Annotated in this window: 16 protein-coding genes; 2 read left to right on the top strand and 14 right to left on the bottom strand. The window is 33.5% G+C overall.

What is annotated here, in order from left to right; translation table 11 throughout:
- Nucleotides 1-2: 2 nt before the first annotated feature.
- The 9 genes from gmd to TD18_RS11995 all read right to left on the bottom strand — a co-directional run bounded on the left by gmd (nucleotide 3) and on the right by TD18_RS11995 (nucleotide 9,792).
- Complete coding sequence (gene gmd, locus TD18_RS12035) at nucleotides 3-1,121, bottom strand: GDP-mannose 4,6-dehydratase (protein ID WP_040252875.1); 1,119 nt, start codon at nucleotides 1,119-1,121, stop codon at nucleotides 3-5.
- Nucleotides 1,122-1,298: 177 nt separating this feature from the next.
- A complete protein-coding gene (gene rfbD, locus TD18_RS12030; RefSeq protein WP_040252873.1) occupies nucleotides 1,299-2,165 on the bottom strand; it encodes a dTDP-4-dehydrorhamnose reductase in 867 nt (288 codons plus the stop codon).
- Nucleotides 2,159-2,707: a dTDP-4-dehydrorhamnose 3,5-epimerase gene (gene rfbC, locus TD18_RS12025; RefSeq protein WP_040252871.1), complete on the bottom strand. Its 549-nt coding sequence runs from the start codon at nucleotides 2,705-2,707 to the stop codon at nucleotides 2,159-2,161. The genes rfbD and rfbC overlap by 7 nt, the downstream gene beginning before the upstream one ends.
- Nucleotides 2,707-3,573 (bottom strand): glucose-1-phosphate thymidylyltransferase RfbA, encoded by an 867-nt coding sequence (gene rfbA / locus TD18_RS12020; RefSeq protein ID WP_040252869.1) that lies wholly within the window; start codon nucleotides 3,571-3,573, stop codon nucleotides 2,707-2,709. The genes rfbC and rfbA overlap by 1 nt, the downstream gene beginning before the upstream one ends.
- A 2-nt stretch (nucleotides 3,574-3,575) precedes the next feature.
- Nucleotides 3,576-4,631 (bottom strand): dTDP-glucose 4,6-dehydratase, encoded by a 1,056-nt coding sequence (rfbB, locus tag TD18_RS12015; RefSeq protein ID WP_040253049.1) that lies wholly within the window; start codon nucleotides 4,629-4,631, stop codon nucleotides 3,576-3,578.
- The gene (locus TD18_RS12010) at nucleotides 4,621-5,694 is read right to left on the bottom strand and encodes a hypothetical protein (RefSeq protein ID WP_040252867.1); all 1,074 of its coding nucleotides are present in this window, start codon (nucleotides 5,692-5,694) and stop codon (nucleotides 4,621-4,623) included. Before TD18_RS12010 ends, rfbB begins: the two co-directional genes overlap by 11 nt.
- Before the next feature lie 12 nt (nucleotides 5,695-5,706).
- Nucleotides 5,707-7,395 (bottom strand): DUF6909 family protein, encoded by a 1,689-nt coding sequence (locus TD18_RS12005; protein ID WP_040252864.1) that lies wholly within the window; start codon nucleotides 7,393-7,395, stop codon nucleotides 5,707-5,709.
- A gap of 28 nt (nucleotides 7,396-7,423) precedes the next feature.
- Nucleotides 7,424-8,926: a GH3 auxin-responsive promoter family protein gene (locus TD18_RS12000; RefSeq protein WP_040252861.1), complete on the bottom strand. Its 1,503-nt coding sequence runs from the start codon at nucleotides 8,924-8,926 to the stop codon at nucleotides 7,424-7,426.
- Nucleotides 8,926-9,792 (bottom strand): M23 family metallopeptidase, encoded by an 867-nt coding sequence (locus tag TD18_RS11995; RefSeq protein ID WP_040252859.1) that lies wholly within the window; start codon nucleotides 9,790-9,792, stop codon nucleotides 8,926-8,928. Before TD18_RS11995 ends, TD18_RS12000 begins: the two co-directional genes overlap by 1 nt.
- A gap of 116 nt (nucleotides 9,793-9,908) precedes the next feature.
- On the opposite strand from TD18_RS11995, the gene tatA reads away from it, so the two are divergent.
- On the top strand, nucleotides 9,909-10,100 hold the full coding sequence (gene tatA / locus TD18_RS11990) for a twin-arginine translocase TatA/TatE family subunit (RefSeq protein WP_040252857.1): 192 nt from the start codon (nucleotides 9,909-9,911) through the stop codon (nucleotides 10,098-10,100).
- A gap of 48 nt (nucleotides 10,101-10,148) precedes the next feature.
- Here tatA and TD18_RS11985 read toward each other — a convergent pair whose 3' ends face one another.
- The 3 genes from TD18_RS11985 to TD18_RS11975 all read right to left on the bottom strand — a co-directional run bounded on the left by TD18_RS11985 (nucleotide 10,149) and on the right by TD18_RS11975 (nucleotide 14,057).
- Nucleotides 10,149-11,126 (bottom strand): DUF4837 family protein, encoded by a 978-nt coding sequence (locus TD18_RS11985; protein ID WP_040252855.1) that lies wholly within the window; start codon nucleotides 11,124-11,126, stop codon nucleotides 10,149-10,151.
- Nucleotides 11,127-11,142: 16 nt separating this feature from the next.
- Nucleotides 11,143-12,735: a LysM peptidoglycan-binding domain-containing protein gene (locus tag TD18_RS11980; protein ID WP_052461155.1), complete on the bottom strand. Its 1,593-nt coding sequence runs from the start codon at nucleotides 12,733-12,735 to the stop codon at nucleotides 11,143-11,145.
- A gap of 134 nt (nucleotides 12,736-12,869) precedes the next feature.
- On the bottom strand, nucleotides 12,870-14,057 hold the full coding sequence (locus TD18_RS11975; RefSeq protein ID WP_040253045.1) for a phosphoglycerate kinase: 1,188 nt from the start codon (nucleotides 14,055-14,057) through the stop codon (nucleotides 12,870-12,872).
- Between the two features lie 117 nt (nucleotides 14,058-14,174).
- On the opposite strand from TD18_RS11975, the gene TD18_RS11970 reads away from it, so the two are divergent.
- A complete protein-coding gene (locus tag TD18_RS11970; protein ID WP_040252853.1) occupies nucleotides 14,175-15,326 on the top strand; it encodes a DNA polymerase III subunit in 1,152 nt (383 codons plus the stop codon).
- 40 nt (nucleotides 15,327-15,366) lie between these two features.
- Here the strand turns inward: TD18_RS11970 and TD18_RS11965 are convergent, their stop codons facing one another.
- Nucleotides 15,367-15,885, bottom strand: coding sequence for an OmpH family outer membrane protein (locus TD18_RS11965; protein WP_040253043.1), 519 nt, complete (start codon nucleotides 15,883-15,885; stop codon nucleotides 15,367-15,369).
- Between the two features lie 212 nt (nucleotides 15,886-16,097).
- The gene (locus TD18_RS11960; protein WP_040252851.1) at nucleotides 16,098-16,955 is read right to left on the bottom strand and encodes a class I SAM-dependent methyltransferase; all 858 of its coding nucleotides are present in this window, start codon (nucleotides 16,953-16,955) and stop codon (nucleotides 16,098-16,100) included.
- Between the last annotated feature and the right edge of the window lie 74 nt (nucleotides 16,956-17,029).

The raw sequence follows: 17,029 nt of genomic DNA, 5'->3' as shown, positions 1-17,029 counted from the left end.
TTCTACTCGAAGTAATTTTTGATTCTATATCCACCATCTTTAAGGTATTGCTGCTTTTTCATAAGATTTAAGTCACTCGACATCATATCTTCAACAAGAGCTGGTAAATCATATTTAGGAATCCAACCTAGTTTTTCTTTCGCCTTAGTTGCATCACCAACCAGTAAGTCAACTTCAGTCGGTCTGTAATACTTTTCGTCAACAGCAATAACTTCTTTGCCGATTTCTAAATTATATTCAGTATTACTACATGATTTTACGTATCCTTTCTCATCAGATCCTTCGCCTTTAAACTCTAATTCTACTCCAATATGATTGAAACACATCTTTACAAAGTCACGAACTGTAGTTGTTTTTCCAGTAGCAATAACCCAATCTTCTGCTTCATCAGCCTGAAGAATCATCCACATCATTCGAATATAATCTTTTGCATGTCCCCAATCTCTTTTAGAATTAAGGTTTCCTAGATAGATTTTATCTTGTAAGCCTAAGGCTATTTTTGATGTGGCTCTTGTTATTTTACGAGTTACAAAAGTTTCTCCACGTATCGGAGATTCATGATTAAATAAAATTCCGTTACAAGCATAAATACCGTAAGCTTCTCTATAATTAACTGTTATCCAGTATGCGTACATTTTTGCAACCGCATAAGGGCTTCTTGGGTAAAACGGCGTTGTTTCTGTTTGAGGTACTTCTTGTACTTTTCCGTAAAGTTCAGAAGTTGAGGCTTGGTATATTCTTGTCGTTTTTTCTAAGCCCAGGATTCTTATGGCTTCCAAAATTCTTAAAGTACCTATGCCATCTGCATTTGCTGTATATTCAGGAGTTTCAAATGAGACATGAACATGACTCATTGCTGCTAAATTATAAATTTCATCAGGCTTAATTTCCTGAATAAGTCTAATTAAATTAGTACTGTCTGTTAAGTCTCCATAATGAAGAAAGAAGTTTCGATTTTCTTCGTGAGGATCTTGATATAAGTGATCAATTCGGTCTGTATTAAATAATGATGATCGTCTTTTAACTCCGTGAACTTCGTATCCTTTTTTTAAAAGAAACTCACTTAAATATGCGCCATCTTGTCCTGTTACTCCTGTAATTAATGCTACCTTTTTTTGCATTTTATTATTATTTAAAATCTTAAATGATTAAGTATTGCCAATTAAATTTGTGGCTTGTATTGATTTGCAAATGTAATGTTTTTGAACAGAAATTAAACAATTACTAGCGAGGCTTAGTCTATTATTTAATTGAACTGAATTTGCATACACATTTGCTGTACTAGTTCGTTTCTGCATCTATATTTTAACTAATTCTAAATTAGACAAAGCATATTTTAAACTATCTCTCCAATACGGAACTTCTATATTAAACGTGGTTTTAATTTTAGTTTTATCTAATACACTAAAATGTGGTCTTTTTGATGGCGTTGGATATGACTCTGTGGGAACAGGAATCACTTTAACAGTATTGCTGTTTAAATCAAATATAGCTTTAGCAAAATCATACCAGCTAGCCACACCTTCATTACTGTAGTGATAAAGGCCGTAATCTGAACTATCCCGATTAATAATAAGCATAATAACTTCTGCTAAATCTCTAGCATACGTTGGTGACCCAATTTGATCAGAAACAATATTTAATTCCTCTTTATCTTTTGCCAAACGAAGCATTGTTTTCATAAAATTCTGATTAAATTCAGAATATAGCCATGAGGTTCTAATAATGAAATGCTTTGAACATATTTTTTTCAACTCATTTTCTCCTCCAAGTTTTGTGTTACCATAAACTCCTAAAGGATTAGTGAGCACATCTTCTTTATAAGCTCTATTTTGTGTACCATCAAATACAAAATCCGTTGATATATGGATTATTTTTATGTCATGTTTAAGACACGCTTCAGCCAAATTTTTAACGCCAGTAACGTTAATTTTTTTAGAGGATTCTATTTCACTTTCTGCTTTATCTACTGCAGTATATGCTGCACAATTTATACACCAATCAAAATTATTAAGTGTAAAAAAATCATCGATATTAGTCTTTTGAGTTATATCAAGTTCTGTTTTATTTGTAAATAAGAATTGAATGTTTTCAAACCTTTCTGTTATGGCTCTTAAGCAATGACCTAACTGTCCATCTCCTCCTGTGACTAAGACCTTTACCATAATTTTGCGTCTTCAAAATTAGGTAATAGCATATCTTTTTCTGAAACAATGAATTCGTTACTATGTAACTGCCAGTCAATATTTAGTGTTGGATCATTGTAGAGGATGCCTTCCTCAGATTCCTTATGGTAATAATTGTCACATTTATAGGAAAAAATTGCAGTATCACTTAACACAATAAATCCATGAGCAAAACCTCTTGGAACAAATAATTGCTTTTTGTTATCATTTGATAATTCTACCGAAATGTGCTCTCCGAAGGTTTTAGAATTCTTTCTCAAATCAACCGCAACGTCCAAAACTGAGCCTTGAACAACACGAACTAATTTTGCTTGAGCATGCTCTCCTATTTGATAATGTAATCCTCTAAGTACTCCTTTTGTAGAATAAGACTCGTTATCTTGAACAAAGACAGACGTCTTAGAAACAAGTTTGTTAAAACCATTTTGATTAAAGCTTTCAAAAAAATAACCCCTTTTATCTTCAAAAACTTTAGGCTCAAGAATGAAGCATCCTTCTAGTTTTGTTTCTGTTACCTTCATTATTTGCCTTTAAGTAATGCTAATAAATTTTTTCCATATCCACTTTTCATAAGTGGACGAGCTAAGTTTTTAAAATCTGATTCTGAAATGAAGCCCATTTCAAAAGCTGCGGCTTCTATAGATCCTATTTTTAGTCCTTGGCGTTCTTCAATAACCTCAACAAACTGTGATGCCTGCATTAAAGATTGAAAAGTTCCTGTATCTAGCCATGCTGTTCCCCTGTCTAGTATACTAACATGTAGTTTGTTACGGTTTAAATATGCTTTATTAACGTCGGTTATTTCAAGTTCTCCACGATGACTAGGTGTAATGTTTTTTGCTATATCAACAACTGAATTATCATAGAAATAAATACCTGGTACTGCAAAATTAGATTTTGGCTTTTTCGGTTTTTCTTCGATAGACATCACTTGTCCTTTCTCGTCAAACTCAACCACACCATAGCGTTCGGGATCATGAACTCTATATGCATAAATAATACCTCCATCAGGGTCATTATTAGCCTGTAAAAGCTTAGATAAGCCAGAGCCGTAAAAAATATTATCGCCTAAAATGAGAGCAACTTTATCGTTTCCAATAAAATCAGCTCCAATAATAAAAGCCTCGGCTAAACCATTTGGAGCACTTTGCTCTGCATATTCAAATTTACACCCTAATTTTTTTCCATCTCCGAGTAATTCTTTAAACAAGGGTAAGTCTTTTGGAGTCGAAATAATTAATATCTCATTTATTCCAGCGTAGATTAATGTTGAAAGCGGATAGTAAATCATTGGCTTGTCATAAACAGGCATTAATTGCTTACTGATAGTCAATGTTAATGGATGAAGTCTTGTTCCTGATCCTCCTGCTAAAATAATTCCTTTCATTTCTAACTGTATTGATTTTGATAATACAATTTATAAGATCCACTGGTTACACTATTTAACCAGTCTTCATTATTTAAGTACCATTCAATTGTTTTTTCCAAACCTTCCTCAAAAGTAACAGAGGGTTTCCATCCTAATTCCTTATTAATCTTAGAGGCATCTATAGCATACCTTAAATCATGTCCAGGTCTATCTTTCACAAATGTTATTAATTTTTCTGAGCTTCCCTTTTTACGATTAAGCTTAGTGTCCATTTGTGTACACAATAGCTTTACCAAGTCTATATTTTTCCATTCATTAAATCCTCCAATATTGTAGGTTTCACTTTCTTTACCATTATGAAAAATCAAGTCTATAGCTATAGCATGATCTTTAACATACAACCAATCTCTTGTATAGTTACCGTCTCCGTAAACTGGCAAAGGCTTGTTGTGAATGATGTTATTTATAAACAACGGAATCAATTTCTCAGGAAATTGATTTTGTCCATAATTATTTGAACAATTAGAAATTACATAAGGCAAGTTATAGGTTTCTCCATAAGCCCGTACAAAATGATCAGAACTAGCTTTTGAAGCAGAATAAGGAGAGTTTGGGTCATACGATGTGCTTTCGGTAAACAGCCCAGTATCTCCTAAGGTACCATAAACTTCGTCGGTACTAATATGATAAAAAAGTTTATCTTTGAAGTTTTCAGACCAACATCGTTTGAAGGCGTTGAGTAGAATCATAGTTCCGATAACATTGGTCTTAACAAATGCCAATGGATCTTTGATAGATCTATCTACGTGAGATTCAGCAGCTAGATGAATAACACTATCAAACTTATGGGATTCGAAAATTTTTTCTATGAAATTTTCGTCTGTTATATCTCCCTTTATAAAAGTATAATTAGGAGCTTTCTCTATATCGGTTAAATTTTCAAGATTTCCAGCATAGGTTAGAGCATCTAAATTAAATATATGATAATTTGGATACTTTTTAACAAATAGTCTCACAACGTGGGAGCCAATAAAACCCGCACCTCCAGTTATTAAAACTTTTTTTTTAATGCTCATAATTATTAACAAATCTTGTTGTTTGTTTTGCAATATAAATTAGGCATAAAACCAAAAATGAAAGCAAAGGAAATATGACTGAATATCTTTGATATATGTTTTTAGAGATACTTCCTATTTCTTGAAAACCTGAAACAGTATCAAAAAACACATCTTCTTCAACTTTTTGTTCGTCTAAAACTCTTAATTGTTTTCTAAGGTCTAATTCCTTATTTAGAAGTTCAAACTCTCTAGTTTTACTTTCAGCAGGTTCGATTGTAAACCCTTCTCCAATACCAATTTTTTGACTTTTAGATTTTGATTCTTCTTCTAAGACCCTAATGTATACTTTCTGTAAAGAATCTACAGACCCAATAGAGGCTAATATATTTTGTTTCTGAATGTATATTAACGAGTCTCTTTTTTTCATTTTCTTTTCAGAATATGTGTTCTCAAAGGACGAATTAAGACCATTCTCTAATTTTTTAAAAATATCTTTTTTCATCGATTCTACTGAGATTTCGAAGAAATTTGATGAAAAAATATTTCTGTTTTCAATAAAATCAGAATAAGATATTTCTTGTGCTCGTACACTATCAAGAGACTTTAAATATTCGTCATATTCTTTTACTTTGTCATTTTCACTTTCTGGACCTATACCAATATCAAATGATAAAACTTTTCTTGCTTCCTCTTCTTCAATATCAAATATTTCCGAAAATGCTTGGTATTCTCCATTTTCTAATAAGCCATTAAAGTATTTAATGTTATTAACCAATTGATATTTAGAATCAAAATATGGTTTTACAAACATTGAAGACACATAAATATTAGGTTTTATTTTTTCTAAACCATAACCTATGGCTGCAGAGACAAGCACAACAATAGATATAATTTTTAAATTATTAATAAAAGCTCTTAAAATGAATACGAAAAATGAAATAATAGATTGAAAAATCGATTTAAAGAAGTCGATGATTTTTAAAAAGAAATTCCCTATTAAATTAAAAAAAACAACCAAATCTATCTCTTCCGATTTATGAGTCTTGGCCTTCTTTTTTTTATCATGTGTGTTTTCGCTCATTTTTTGAGAATTTTAATTAAATATTTGTTGTAATATCTTTCTTGTTATTAAATACGTGGGTTTTACACCTGAAGTTCCTAACCCTCCAGAAGCTAATGTGCTTCCGGTTTCTAACGGATTATCACTAGCGTAATAAGCGTATCTTACTTTTACATTTGGATTGATACTTCCTCTAACTTTTGAAGCTGCCTGAATTGCTTTTTGGTAATGAGCTCCTTCCATCTCAAGTCCAATTACATTCCATGTTGAATTGAAAAAGAACTTTAAGATTTCTTTATTTTGAAGTGATGTTCCCAAAACGGTTATCATTGATCCTTCATATACATTTACACCTTGACCTTCAAGATCTGATTTAGATAATTCATTTTTGAACGGATAATTATCTGCTGTTCCTTCAAAAATATGTGCTGAAGGTATCATAATATCACCTTTACCTCCTTCTAAAATACCGGCTTTACCCATTATTGAAACCGATTCGACATTAAGATGAACCTTTTCTCCATTAGCCTTAACGGGCTTGAATAACTCATCTATGGTCTCATAAGCCTGTTCTCCAAAAGCGTAATCCATGACGAAAATAACTGGCTTTTCGCTTTTGTCAAAATCTTTTCCAACCTCAATATCTGTTTTAGAAAAATCAATTTTGTCGGTATCAAATATCTGGACATCAATATTAGTTCCTGAGGTATCTTCAATATAAATCATTCCTTTCTGCAACGCTTCTTTGGTGACTTTATTGCGTAAGGCCTGATTATCTTTTTGACTCAAGGCTTCATAAACCTCAAAAATACTCTTTTTAGCCGTTAAACTCTTCAATGCCATCGGTGCAAAAACAGAATTCATTACACTGTGCATATTAGCACTTATAACATGTATTGGTCGCTTTAATAGACCGTTTTTATGTAAGACTTCCTTAATGTTATCTGCCCAAACTTCTCCATGAATATGATGCCCTAAACGCTCTCTTAAAACTGGACTAAAAGTAACCGTTCGTTTATCGTTATTTATAACTTCTTCTATAGCTAATTTTCCAAGCCAGTATATGATATGTAATAAGCGATCTGGCTTTGTACTGGACGTGAATTGTTTATGAGCTTCGGTGAGCTCATTAAAAGTTCTGCCTAATATGTTAGCAGTATGTGTAATTGCTATTTCTCGTTCTTTTTGACTAAGCTTACCTTCTGAAAGCACTGCTTTTTCCAATTTAATCCAGTCACGAGTTGTTGTTCCCTGTTCGTCGATTAAAACTCTTTTACTGATTTTGTGCGACTCAACAAATAGAAATGTTAAGTGGGTTAAAATGTCATAAATTTCTGAACGGCCTCTTGTAATTTCGATGTTCATCTGCTCATCGTCAATGCGATAACAGTTACGTCGCCTTTTTGGTGGTATAATAACCTTGAAATGAGAATTTCCATAACCCTCATCACTTGTGAGATTGATAAATCGACATTCTTCAATGCCTTCTGGCAATCTATCGATTACATATAATAATCCTTCTAACTCAGCTTTCTCTTCTGAAATAGAACCATAAATTTCTGGTCTTAAAAGCAAAAGCGCTTCTCGTAAGGTTTCACCAGAAACTCCCATGGGTTTGTAAAATCCTCGATTAAACAAATGCCTCATGGTAATGTACATTCTTTCAATGGCATTTGAGCTCTCTTGAGCTCTCGTTCTAGCATGAAGTTTTTTCTTACTCATATACAATGTTTAGCGAGCAAATATAACATTATTTAGTCAATTTTAAAGCGTATAAAGTGTCTGCAATTTTTCGGTCATTGGAAAGTCTTGGAAGCTTATTTTGCCCTCCTAATTTTCCTATAGATTTCATATAATCCTGAAATCCATTTTTCTGGACACTTTTAATTTTTAAAGGTTGAAGTACTTTACCTTTTATTAAGTCCAAATAGTAACTATTTTGCTGTTGCAAGGATTTGTCTATTTGTTCTGCCAATGCGGAAAGGTTCTCAGGTGCGTTTTCAAACTCAATAAACCACTCGTGAAAAGGTAAACCTGAGTCTGGATTAATTTGAGGTGCCACTGTAAATTCAGAAACTTGGATGTTTGTATCTATTATTGCGTCCTGAAGTGCTTGTTCAACTTCTTTTCCAATCACATGTTCTCCAAATGCTGAAATAAAGTGTTTGATGCGACCAGAAACGATAACACGATAGGGTGCAATACTTGTGAACTGAATGGTATCACCAATGTTATAAGCCCATAATCCTGCATTGGTTGAAATAATCATCACATAATTAATACCAATTTCAACATCTTTTATGGTTAATCGATTTGGACTTTCATTAAAAAACTCATCAGCTTTAATGAATTCATAAAAAATACCTGAATTTAGCTGTAGCAACATACCTTTCTCTCCTTGTTTATCCTGATAAGCGAAAAATCCTTCACTTGCAGGAAACAACTCAATGCTGTCCACTTTCCTTCCGATAAGGTTTTCAAATTTAGCACGATAAGGCTCGTAGTTGACACCTCCAAAAATGAACAGATTAAAGTTTTTGAATACCTCTCCGACTTTCTGTCCTGTACGTTCCTGAATTTTTTCAAAATACATTTGCACCCAGGATGGAATTCCGGAAATTACGGTCATATTCTCGGGTAAAGTTTCGTCAACTATAGCTTCTACTTTAGTTTCCCAATCCTCAATGCAATTGGTTTCCCAAGAAGGCATTCTATTTTTTTGAAGGTACTTAGGTACGTAATGGGCAACTATTCCTGATAATCTTCCTAATTGAATTCCGTTTTCTTCCTTTAAAACCGGACTCCCTTGCAGGAAAATCATTTTTCCATCTACAAATTTGCTGTTTCTGGTTTCGGCAATATACATCAGTATGGCATTTCTTGCGGCTTCAATATGAGTTGGCATACTTTCTTTCGTAATAGGAATATATTTTGCTCCAGACGTAGTACCTGATGTTTTTGCAAAGTAAATAGGTTTTCCTTTCCAAAGGATGTTCTCCTCTCCAGCTACAACACGTTCAACATAAGGTTTTAATTCCTCGTAATCTCGAATAGGTACGTGTTTTACAAAATCCTCATGTGAAGTGATCTCATTAAATCTGTGATCTACTCCAAATTGTGTTTTAGTCGCATCTTTTATCAATTGCTGAAAGACTTTGTCTTGCGTTTCAATGGGCTTATTAACCCATTTCAACACTGACTTTCTAACAGATTTAGCAAAAGGTACTGCGAGTAAAGATTTTATAGATAGCATTAATTAAAGTCGATAAAATTAGTTGGATTAACAGGATAGCCTTTATTCCAAAGTTCAAAATGCAGATGAGGACCAGTGGTTAATTCACCTGAGTTCCCAGCCAAAGCAATCACTTCGCCTGCTTTTACTAAATCTCCTTGTTGTTTGGTAAGTGAGGCATTGTGTTTATAAACAGATATGAGATCGTTACTATGTTCTATAATAGCCACATAGCCAGTTTGTGTTGTCCATTCAGCAAAAATAACAGTACCATCAGCAGTTGCTTTTACTGGTGTATCAATAGCAACTACAAGATCGACAGCGTAATGTTTTTCTTTGATATTGTACGGTTCAGAAATGGTTCCGTTAACAGGGGGAAAAAGCACAAAATTGGTGTTAGATAAACCCGACTCAAATATATTATACTTATCCTCTTTTTCTACTGCTTCGCGTAAAAGTGAATCCTCTTTTGTTGGTGTAAGATTTAATTGTTCGGCATCAATGCTTGCGGCATCTATTATAGAGTCTCTGTTAAACTCAACAGTACTCACATCTCCAGTTAACACTCGCTTGATTGAAGCATAATATTGTTCATTTAAATCAATAACCTGTAAAAGTGAATCGGTTTTATAATTGAGTTCTGTTGCCTTCTTTTTTAAAGCGGTTGAGGAATAACCTGGAATATATTCTTTTAGCGATGTAAATGCAATTAAAAAGATAGTTCCAGCAACGAGTAAAATTGTAGAGATTGATACAATAACAAAAACATTTAATCGCGTTAATTTGATAGCAAAGCGCTCTTCGAACGTATCCTCATTTAAAACAACCAAACGGTACTTATGAAGCAGTTTTCTAGCTATTCTTTTTTCTTTCTGTTTTTTTGCCATTGTGTAACAAAATTAAATAAAATTTAGAGGACATGAACAAGCAGTATCTTAAAGTTTGCATTAAAACGTTTATTCTTAAGTTTAATTATTAAATTTGCAATTCAAAATTTATTATTATGATAGCATCTAGCATATTTTTGGCTTTTGGAGCATGGCAAATTGTTTTAATCGTTGTTGTGGTATTATTATTGTTTGGAGGGAAGAAAATCCCTGAACTTATGAGAGGTCTTGGCAGTGGTATTAAAGAATTTAAAGATGCCAGCAAACAAGAAGACGACAAGCCTTCAACTACAGATAAAAAAGACTAAGGTTTATAAAGCAACAAAAAAGCCAACATTTAAAATGTTGGCTTTTTTTTATTTAATGCTGATAGATTTTATAATGGCTTCTAATTCGAACATATAATCTCGTTTATTAACTGAAGGCGCAAAGACGTAGCCTTCTACAATTATCATTCTATTGTTAACCTTGTCTTCAATAGCATAATTTATAAAAGGTCCAGACATGTATGCATTTTTAACATCCCAAAGTCCTTTGGTTTCAAAAGCCGGTTTGTTATCTAAAATGGTTTCAGAGATGAATGGTGTAAACGCACTTTCTGTTCCCATATAAGACCCTTCTAAAGGGCCTTCAATATGAATTTTACCTACAGAATCTCTTAGGCGCACGACATCAACGACTGTGCTATCTCCTTTTCTAACTGAAGACAAAGGCACTTCGTACAACATCATGTCAACAGTTCCGGTTTCAATATCTCTTCGCAACCAGAAAAAGTCATCCTCATTTTTTGCAATTCTGTAAGCCGTAGGAAACTTCAAAGACAAACCTAATTGCTCTTGAATATCTTTATCGTTGAACAGTGATTTTTTTATTCTGCGCTGTTTTTCTTTTAACTCTTCCTTTTTAAAAGCATCAACAATTTTAGCAGAATTAGTATTAATTTGATCTATAATTTCGGTATTTGTGTTCCCTGAAATTACAACAACTGTTTGAGGTTTAGCAAACTCATCTGATAGAAATAAAGTTCCTGCAGGCTTTCCTTTTTCAATTTTTAAAACGGTTCTGTTCTTAGTAGCAAAACCCGTAAATACCGAAGGAGGCATTTGTCTTAATCTAAATTGAGGTTCATCAATTGAAAGACCTTCTACAGAGGCTGCCAGTGTATCTCTAATAACTTCTCCTACATTATTTTCCCATAGCAAATTATCAACCACAACAGTAATATCATTGAGGCTACCTCCTGAAGATTTTGGAACAATTCGTTTAGCATTTTCATCATTACATCCATAAAACAGAGTAAATGTTAATAGCAATAATGCGAGTATATTTTTCATTGAATCTTTGTATTTACTAATTAGACACGATAAGCGTCATTCCTATTTTTAGCTTATTACTGCTAATATCATTCCAATCTTTAATATTTTGAACAGAAACACCTGGAAATTTTTGTGAGATGCTCCAGAGTGAATCTCCTTTTTGAACTTTATATGTAGATTTTCCTTCAGTATTAATCGTTTTCTTAACAGTTGACGTCGTTGCTGTTTTTTGAGAGACAACTGGTTTCCTAGGGTAAATTGTTAAACGTTGTCCGATTTTAAGATTATTGCTTCGTAAGCCGTTCCATTGTTTTATCTGACTCACGCGTACACCATATTGTCGTGCAATTTTACCCAAATAATCACCTGAACGAACCCGATATCTTACCTTTGAATCTGAGTCAAAAAATTGAGGAAGTGGCTTTTCACGTTTATTAAATTCTTTTTCAGCAAAGGCATAAATCTGATCTTCATTGGTAACAAATTTCCCAACAACCTCTCTCGGTAAGCGCAACGTATAGTCCTCTCCTTTAATATAAGGTATAACATCTAATTTATAGGATGGATTTAAAAACTGTAACTCTTCAATGGGAACGTCTAGCAATTCTGAAACCTGATCTAAAGAAATCATTTTTTTAACGTGAATAGTATCGGTTTCTACATAATGAAAATTAGGGCGTTCTTTTTTAAAACCGTGCTCCTCGGCAAATTCAAAGATATACATCGTGGCTAAAAATGCTGGTAAATATCCAGCTGTTTCACGTGGTAAATATGGTCTTATATTCCAATAATTCTCATAACCTCCAGAGCGTCTGATAGCTTTACTAACATTACCTGGACCTGAATTGTAGGCTGCTAAAGCCAAATCCCAGTCGCCAAAAATCTTGTATAATCTCGCGAGATATTTACTGGCTGCAACTGTAGATTTCACAGGATCGCTTCGTTCATCAACAAAGCTACTCACATTAAGTCCGTATTCTTTTCCTGTTCCGAACATAAACTGCCATAATCCCGTCGCACCTACTCTCGATTTTGCCCTTGGTTTTAATGCAGATTCTACAATAGCTAAATATTTGACCTCTAATGGAATGTCATAATTATCAAGTGATTCTTCAAATAAAGGAAAATAATAATCGCTTAAAGACATTAGTCGCTCCATGGATTGTCTTCGGTTTTTTAAATACGATTTTATGACGCTCTCCAGTGAAGGGTTGTACTCAATGTTAAAAGGCGTTCTGGCATTTAAAATTTTAAGTCTGGCTTTTAGCGTATCTGTAGGTAATTCTGGATAATCAACAGGCTCGTATTTAAGCTCTGAAACCGACTTGTAAATCGTATCAAAAAGATTATTACTGTAGAGTTCTTCTAACCATTTTTCGTCTATTTCAGAGGCAAGTTGGTGGTCTTGCAGATTTCGTATTGAAATAGAATCTGGTTCTGCCTTAATTTCAGTTTTTAAAATGTTCTTGCCATCGATAAGTGAATCAACACGTACTGTGCTATTGACAATTGAGTCAGATACTATGGGCTGTTTAACCTTGGTTGATTTAGGTATACTATCCTGACCAAAACTAAATATACAACTCAACAGAATTCCAAAAGTTAGTGTTTTAAGCTTTAGGTTCATTGGTAGATTATTTAACTATCAAAACGATAGGTCAGCTAAAATCGTATTTTTTTAGTTAAAATGAAAGTTTGACGACACAATTTAACAAGAGATGAGCAATTCTTCCGTAATTGTAAACGAGCCTAAAATTGCAGCTATTCTAAAATTGCAGCTATTCCAGGTAATGTTTTCCCTTCAAGACTTTCAAGCATGGCTCCTCCTCCTGTACTAACATAACTAACTTTGTGTTCAAATCCGAATTGTTTCACGGCAGCCACAGAATCACCACCTCCAACTAAGGAAAATGCTCCATTTTTAGTCGCTTCAGCAATAGAATTACCAAGAGCAATAGTTCCTTCAGAAAAGCGTTCCATTTCAAAAACACCTAAAGGACCATTCCATAAGATGGTTTTACTCTGCATAACAACATCGTGAAAATTAGCTATAGACTTTGGTCCAGCATCAAGACCTTGCCATCCATCAGGAATTTGAGTAACATCCATAATTTCAGTATCTGCATCATTACTAAAGGCATTGGCAGCAACAACATCTACTGGTAAATGAATCTGAACATTTTTTGCTTTCGCTTGCTTCATAATATCTAAAGCCAGTTCCATTTTATCATCTTCACAAATTGAATCACCAATAGAACCTCCTTGTGCTTTTATAAAGGTGAATGTCATTCCACCTCCAATAATTAAATGATCAACTTTATCCAGAATATTCTCAATAATGGTAATTTTTGAAGATACTTTTGCACCTCCAAGAACCGCTAAAACTGGCTTTTCGCCGGTTTCCATAACTTTTTTGATACTGTCTATCTCTTGGGCAAGCAGATGTCCGAAACACTTGTGGGCAGGAAAAAATTGGGCAATTATTGTTGTAGACGCGTGAGCTCTGTGTGCAGTACCAAACGCATCGTTAACATAAATATCTCCAAGTTTCGATAAGGCTTCTGCAAAATTAACATCACCTGCAGTTTCTTCGGGATAGAAACGTAAGTTTTCTAATAAGAGGATCTCTCCTGGTTTTAAGTTTTTTGAAGCGTCTTCAGCATCTTGTCCAATGCAGTCCGAAACAAATTTTACTTCCACACCTAAAATATCTTCTACCTTATTTACAATATGACGCAGTGAAAATTTATCCTGTACACCTTTTGGCCTACCTAAATGCGACATTAAAACACAGCTACCTCCATCTTCTAAAATTTTAATAATAGTAGGCTTAGCAGATACAATTCGAGTGGCGTCGGTCACTTCAAATGCATCATTCAAAGGCACATTAAAATCTACTCGGATTAGTGCTTTTTTATTTTCAAAATTAAAATCGTTCAAGGTTTTCATAAGTCTGCGTTTAAAGAATTGTTTAGCAAATGTAACCAATAAAACAAAGTGATAAAAGATGTTTTTATACGAAAACGTTTGCATAAATTAATCGTATAAAAAAAGTATCTTTGCGGCATGCTGTTTTCAGAAATATTAGGACAAGAACACATTAAAAACCACCTCACGAAAAGTGCAGATCATGGCCGTGTACCACACGCACAATTGTTTGTTGGTCCCGAAGGATCTGGAACGCTTCCCATGGCAATTGCTTATGCACAATACTTACTATGTAAAAATACCGAAGGAGAAAACACTAAAGGCAATGAGGCTTGCAACATGAAGTTCAAACAGTTGTCGCATCCCGATTTGCATTTTGCTTTTCCTGTTGCTACGAATGATAAAGTGAAAAGTCACCCTGTCTCTAATCATTTTATGGAAGAATGGCGACAACTCATTGATAGACAGCCTTATGGAAACCTATTTGATTGGTATCGGATTTTGGGTATTGATAATAAACAAGGTCAGATTGGCGTAGATGAAGCTCAGGATATTGTTAAGGCTTTATCATTAAAATCATACGAAGGTGGTTACAAAGTGATGTTGATTTGGATGGCAGAAAAAATGAATACTCCAGCGTCTAATAAACTTTTGAAGCTTATTGAAGAACCACCAAATAAAACCATCTTCATTCTCATTGCTGAAGATGAAGAACAACTTATAAATACCATTCGTTCTCGTTGTCAAGTTTTACATTTTCCACCTTTAGCCGAAGATGTTATAAAAGAGGCTTTAATTAAAAACTATCAGCTTCCTGAGGCAGATGCTGTTAAAATTGCACATCAGGCTAATGGAAATTATAACAAAGCTTGTGACTTAGTTTATAGTGACAGCGAAGACACGCAGTTTGAAGATTGGTTCGTATTTTGGATTCGATCTGCTTTCAAAGCTAAAGGAAATAAAAGTGCCATTCACGATTTAATATCATGGAGCGAAACCATTGCTAAAACAGGTCGCGAAACTCAAAAGCAGTTTTTAAACTTTTGTCTTGATTTTTTCAGACAAGCTTTATTACTCAATTACCAAGCAGAAGGATTGGTTTATATGGAACCTAAAACGTCTTTTAAACTTGAAAATTTTGCGCCTTATGTTCATGGAAATAATATCGTTGATATTTCAAACGAGCTTCAAGAGGCTATTTACCATATTGAGCGCAACGGAAATTCTAAAATCATCCTTACAGATCTTTCCATAAAACTCACGCGTTTATTACACAAAAAAGCCGATTGAGATTCAATCGGCTTTTTTGTGTTTATCATGAACTAAAAAACTATTCCTCGTTCTTAGCATCTGCATTTAAAGCATCAATAACTGTTTGAGTAATATCATTAGACTCTTCACCATACATAACACTTCCAGCATCATTAGCACCTAGAATGTATGTATAACCATTTTTCTTACCGTATTCCTTAACAAAAGCTTTGACTTCTTTAATAAGTGTATCAATTTTCTTTTGACCTTCACCTTGAAGACTTTGCTCTTCTGCTTGCAACTGATAATCTTGCATTTGTTTTTTCTGAAGTAGGGCTTGATACTCAGTTTCAGCGTTTTTTTGAGACATCTTAGCTGCCTTTGCTTGAAATAGTTGAGCTTCCATTTGAATGGCTTTATCTAAACTATCAGCTTTTTTGTTGAATGCTGTGACTTTCACTTGAAATGTCTTTTCGAAATCTACTTTCTTCTTAAATTCATTTACAACTTTGGCGTTATCGATGTAAGCAATTTTTTGCTGCTCCTGACAAGATGTTAACACAAATACTATTACAAGTACTCCAAATAATTTTTTCATTTTATGTTCTTTTAAATTTTTGCAAATGTATGAAAGTGCTGCTATTAATTTTTTAAAATCTTTCACTATAAATAATACATATAGTATATAAAAACAACATTAATTATATCAATAGAAAATCAGGTGCAAAAGCTCTTATAATTTGAACTATAAAATTTTTGAAATACAATTTGACTTCTTCATAACAAAAGAGGCCTTAAATCGCTTAAAAATCATTTTTGAGTCTTTTCTATAATATAAATCAAAGAAGAAAACTCTTTTGAGCCCTTTGCTTTAAAATTTGATTGCCAACCAATCCAAAAGGCCTTAATCGGATTCATAAAACCATTTTTATATTTTTCTGAAAGCAGAGATACGTAGTAGGCATCAAATAGCATGGGTTCTTTTTTTATCACGCTCATTCCTTTTTGACTTACAAGTTTTGAAATAGCCTTTTGGGAAAAGTGCCAAAGGTGTCTCGGAACATCAAAAGCTGCCCAGTAAGTTTTATAATATTGAGCATCGAAACTTTTATAATTAGGCACAGCAATTATTAATCGTCCATAGGGCTTTAAAAGTGATTCAAAAATTTCAATATGGTCTTCTAAATTTGGTAAATGTTCTAAAACGTGCCAGAGTGTAATGACGTCAAAACTTTGTTTTTCAAACGTTAATAATTGCTCGATATCATAAACAGAATTATTAGTTTTTTGATTAGCAATTAATCTAGCACCAGGATTTGGTTCAACTCCAGTTACCTTCCAATAATTATCTTTTGCAACTTTTAAAAAATCTCCTGTGCCACAACCAATATCTAAAAGTCGTTTGTCTTCAGTTTCAAATGAATTAATCAACTTTAGTTTTTGCTTTAAGGCTATTGATTTTACAAAATGGTAGACTTTTTCGAACACATTTCGTTTAGCATCTGTATGGGAAATATAATCTTCGCTTTGGTAATATTTTGGCAATTCTGATTTAGAAGGCTGCGGAAAAGTCTCCAACATTTCCAACTTTTCATTATAAACCAATTGAAATTCTTCTCCTGAAACGGAGTGATCTTTTACGTTAAGATAAGTTGAATTATGTTTCATTGAAAGAGATTCTTCAGTGTGTTCTGAATGACAAAATTAAATATAGAATTTAGTGTTCCACGTGAAACATTATC

The sequence above is a fragment of the Psychroserpens mesophilus genome, assembly GCF_000826645.1.
GTDB lineage: Bacteria > Bacteroidota > Bacteroidia > Flavobacteriales > Flavobacteriaceae > Psychroserpens > Psychroserpens mesophilus.
The sequence above is the reverse complement of the archived record's forward strand: the minus strand, read 5'-3'. Positions and strand labels throughout refer to the sequence as shown.

Bases quoted from the DNA above. Each gene is read 5' to 3' on its own strand.
- TD18_RS12005 (WP_040252864.1), bottom strand. From the start codon at position 7,395: ATGAGTAAGAAAAAACTTCATGCTAGAACGAGAGCTCAAGAGAGCTCA.
- TD18_RS11975 (WP_040253045.1), bottom strand. From the start codon at position 14,057: ATGAAAACCTTGAACGATTTTAATTTTGAAAATAAAAAAGCACTAATC.
- rfbA (WP_040252869.1), bottom strand. From the start codon at position 3,573: ATGAAAGGAATTATTTTAGCAGGAGGATCAGGAACAAGACTTCATCCA.
- TD18_RS11995 (WP_040252859.1), bottom strand. From the start codon at position 9,792: ATGGCAAAAAAACAGAAAGAAAAAAGAATAGCTAGAAAACTGCTTCAT.
- TD18_RS11985 (WP_040252855.1), bottom strand. From the start codon at position 11,126: ATGAAAAATATACTCGCATTATTGCTATTAACATTTACTCTGTTTTAT.
- TD18_RS11970 (WP_040252853.1), top strand. From the start codon at position 14,175: ATGCTGTTTTCAGAAATATTAGGACAAGAACACATTAAAAACCACCTC.
- rfbB (WP_040253049.1), bottom strand. From the start codon at position 4,631: ATGAGCATTAAAAAAAAAGTTTTAATAACTGGAGGTGCGGGTTTTATT.
- TD18_RS12010 (WP_040252867.1), bottom strand. From the start codon at position 5,694: ATGAGCGAAAACACACATGATAAAAAAAAGAAGGCCAAGACTCATAAA.
- TD18_RS12000 (WP_040252861.1), bottom strand. From the start codon at position 8,926: ATGCTATCTATAAAATCTTTACTCGCAGTACCTTTTGCTAAATCTGTT.
- TD18_RS11965 (WP_040253043.1), bottom strand. From the start codon at position 15,885: ATGAAAAAATTATTTGGAGTACTTGTAATAGTATTTGTGTTAACATCT.
- TD18_RS11980 (WP_052461155.1), bottom strand. From the start codon at position 12,735: ATGAACCTAAAGCTTAAAACACTAACTTTTGGAATTCTGTTGAGTTGT.
- gmd (WP_040252875.1), bottom strand. From the start codon at position 1,121: ATGCAAAAAAAGGTAGCATTAATTACAGGAGTAACAGGACAAGATGGC.
- rfbD (WP_040252873.1), bottom strand. From the start codon at position 2,165: ATGGTAAAGGTCTTAGTCACAGGAGGAGATGGACAGTTAGGTCATTGC.
- TD18_RS11960 (WP_040252851.1), bottom strand. From the start codon at position 16,955: ATGAAACATAATTCAACTTATCTTAACGTAAAAGATCACTCCGTTTCA.
- rfbC (WP_040252871.1), bottom strand. From the start codon at position 2,707: ATGAAGGTAACAGAAACAAAACTAGAAGGATGCTTCATTCTTGAGCCT.
- tatA (WP_040252857.1), top strand. From the start codon at position 9,909: ATGATAGCATCTAGCATATTTTTGGCTTTTGGAGCATGGCAAATTGTT.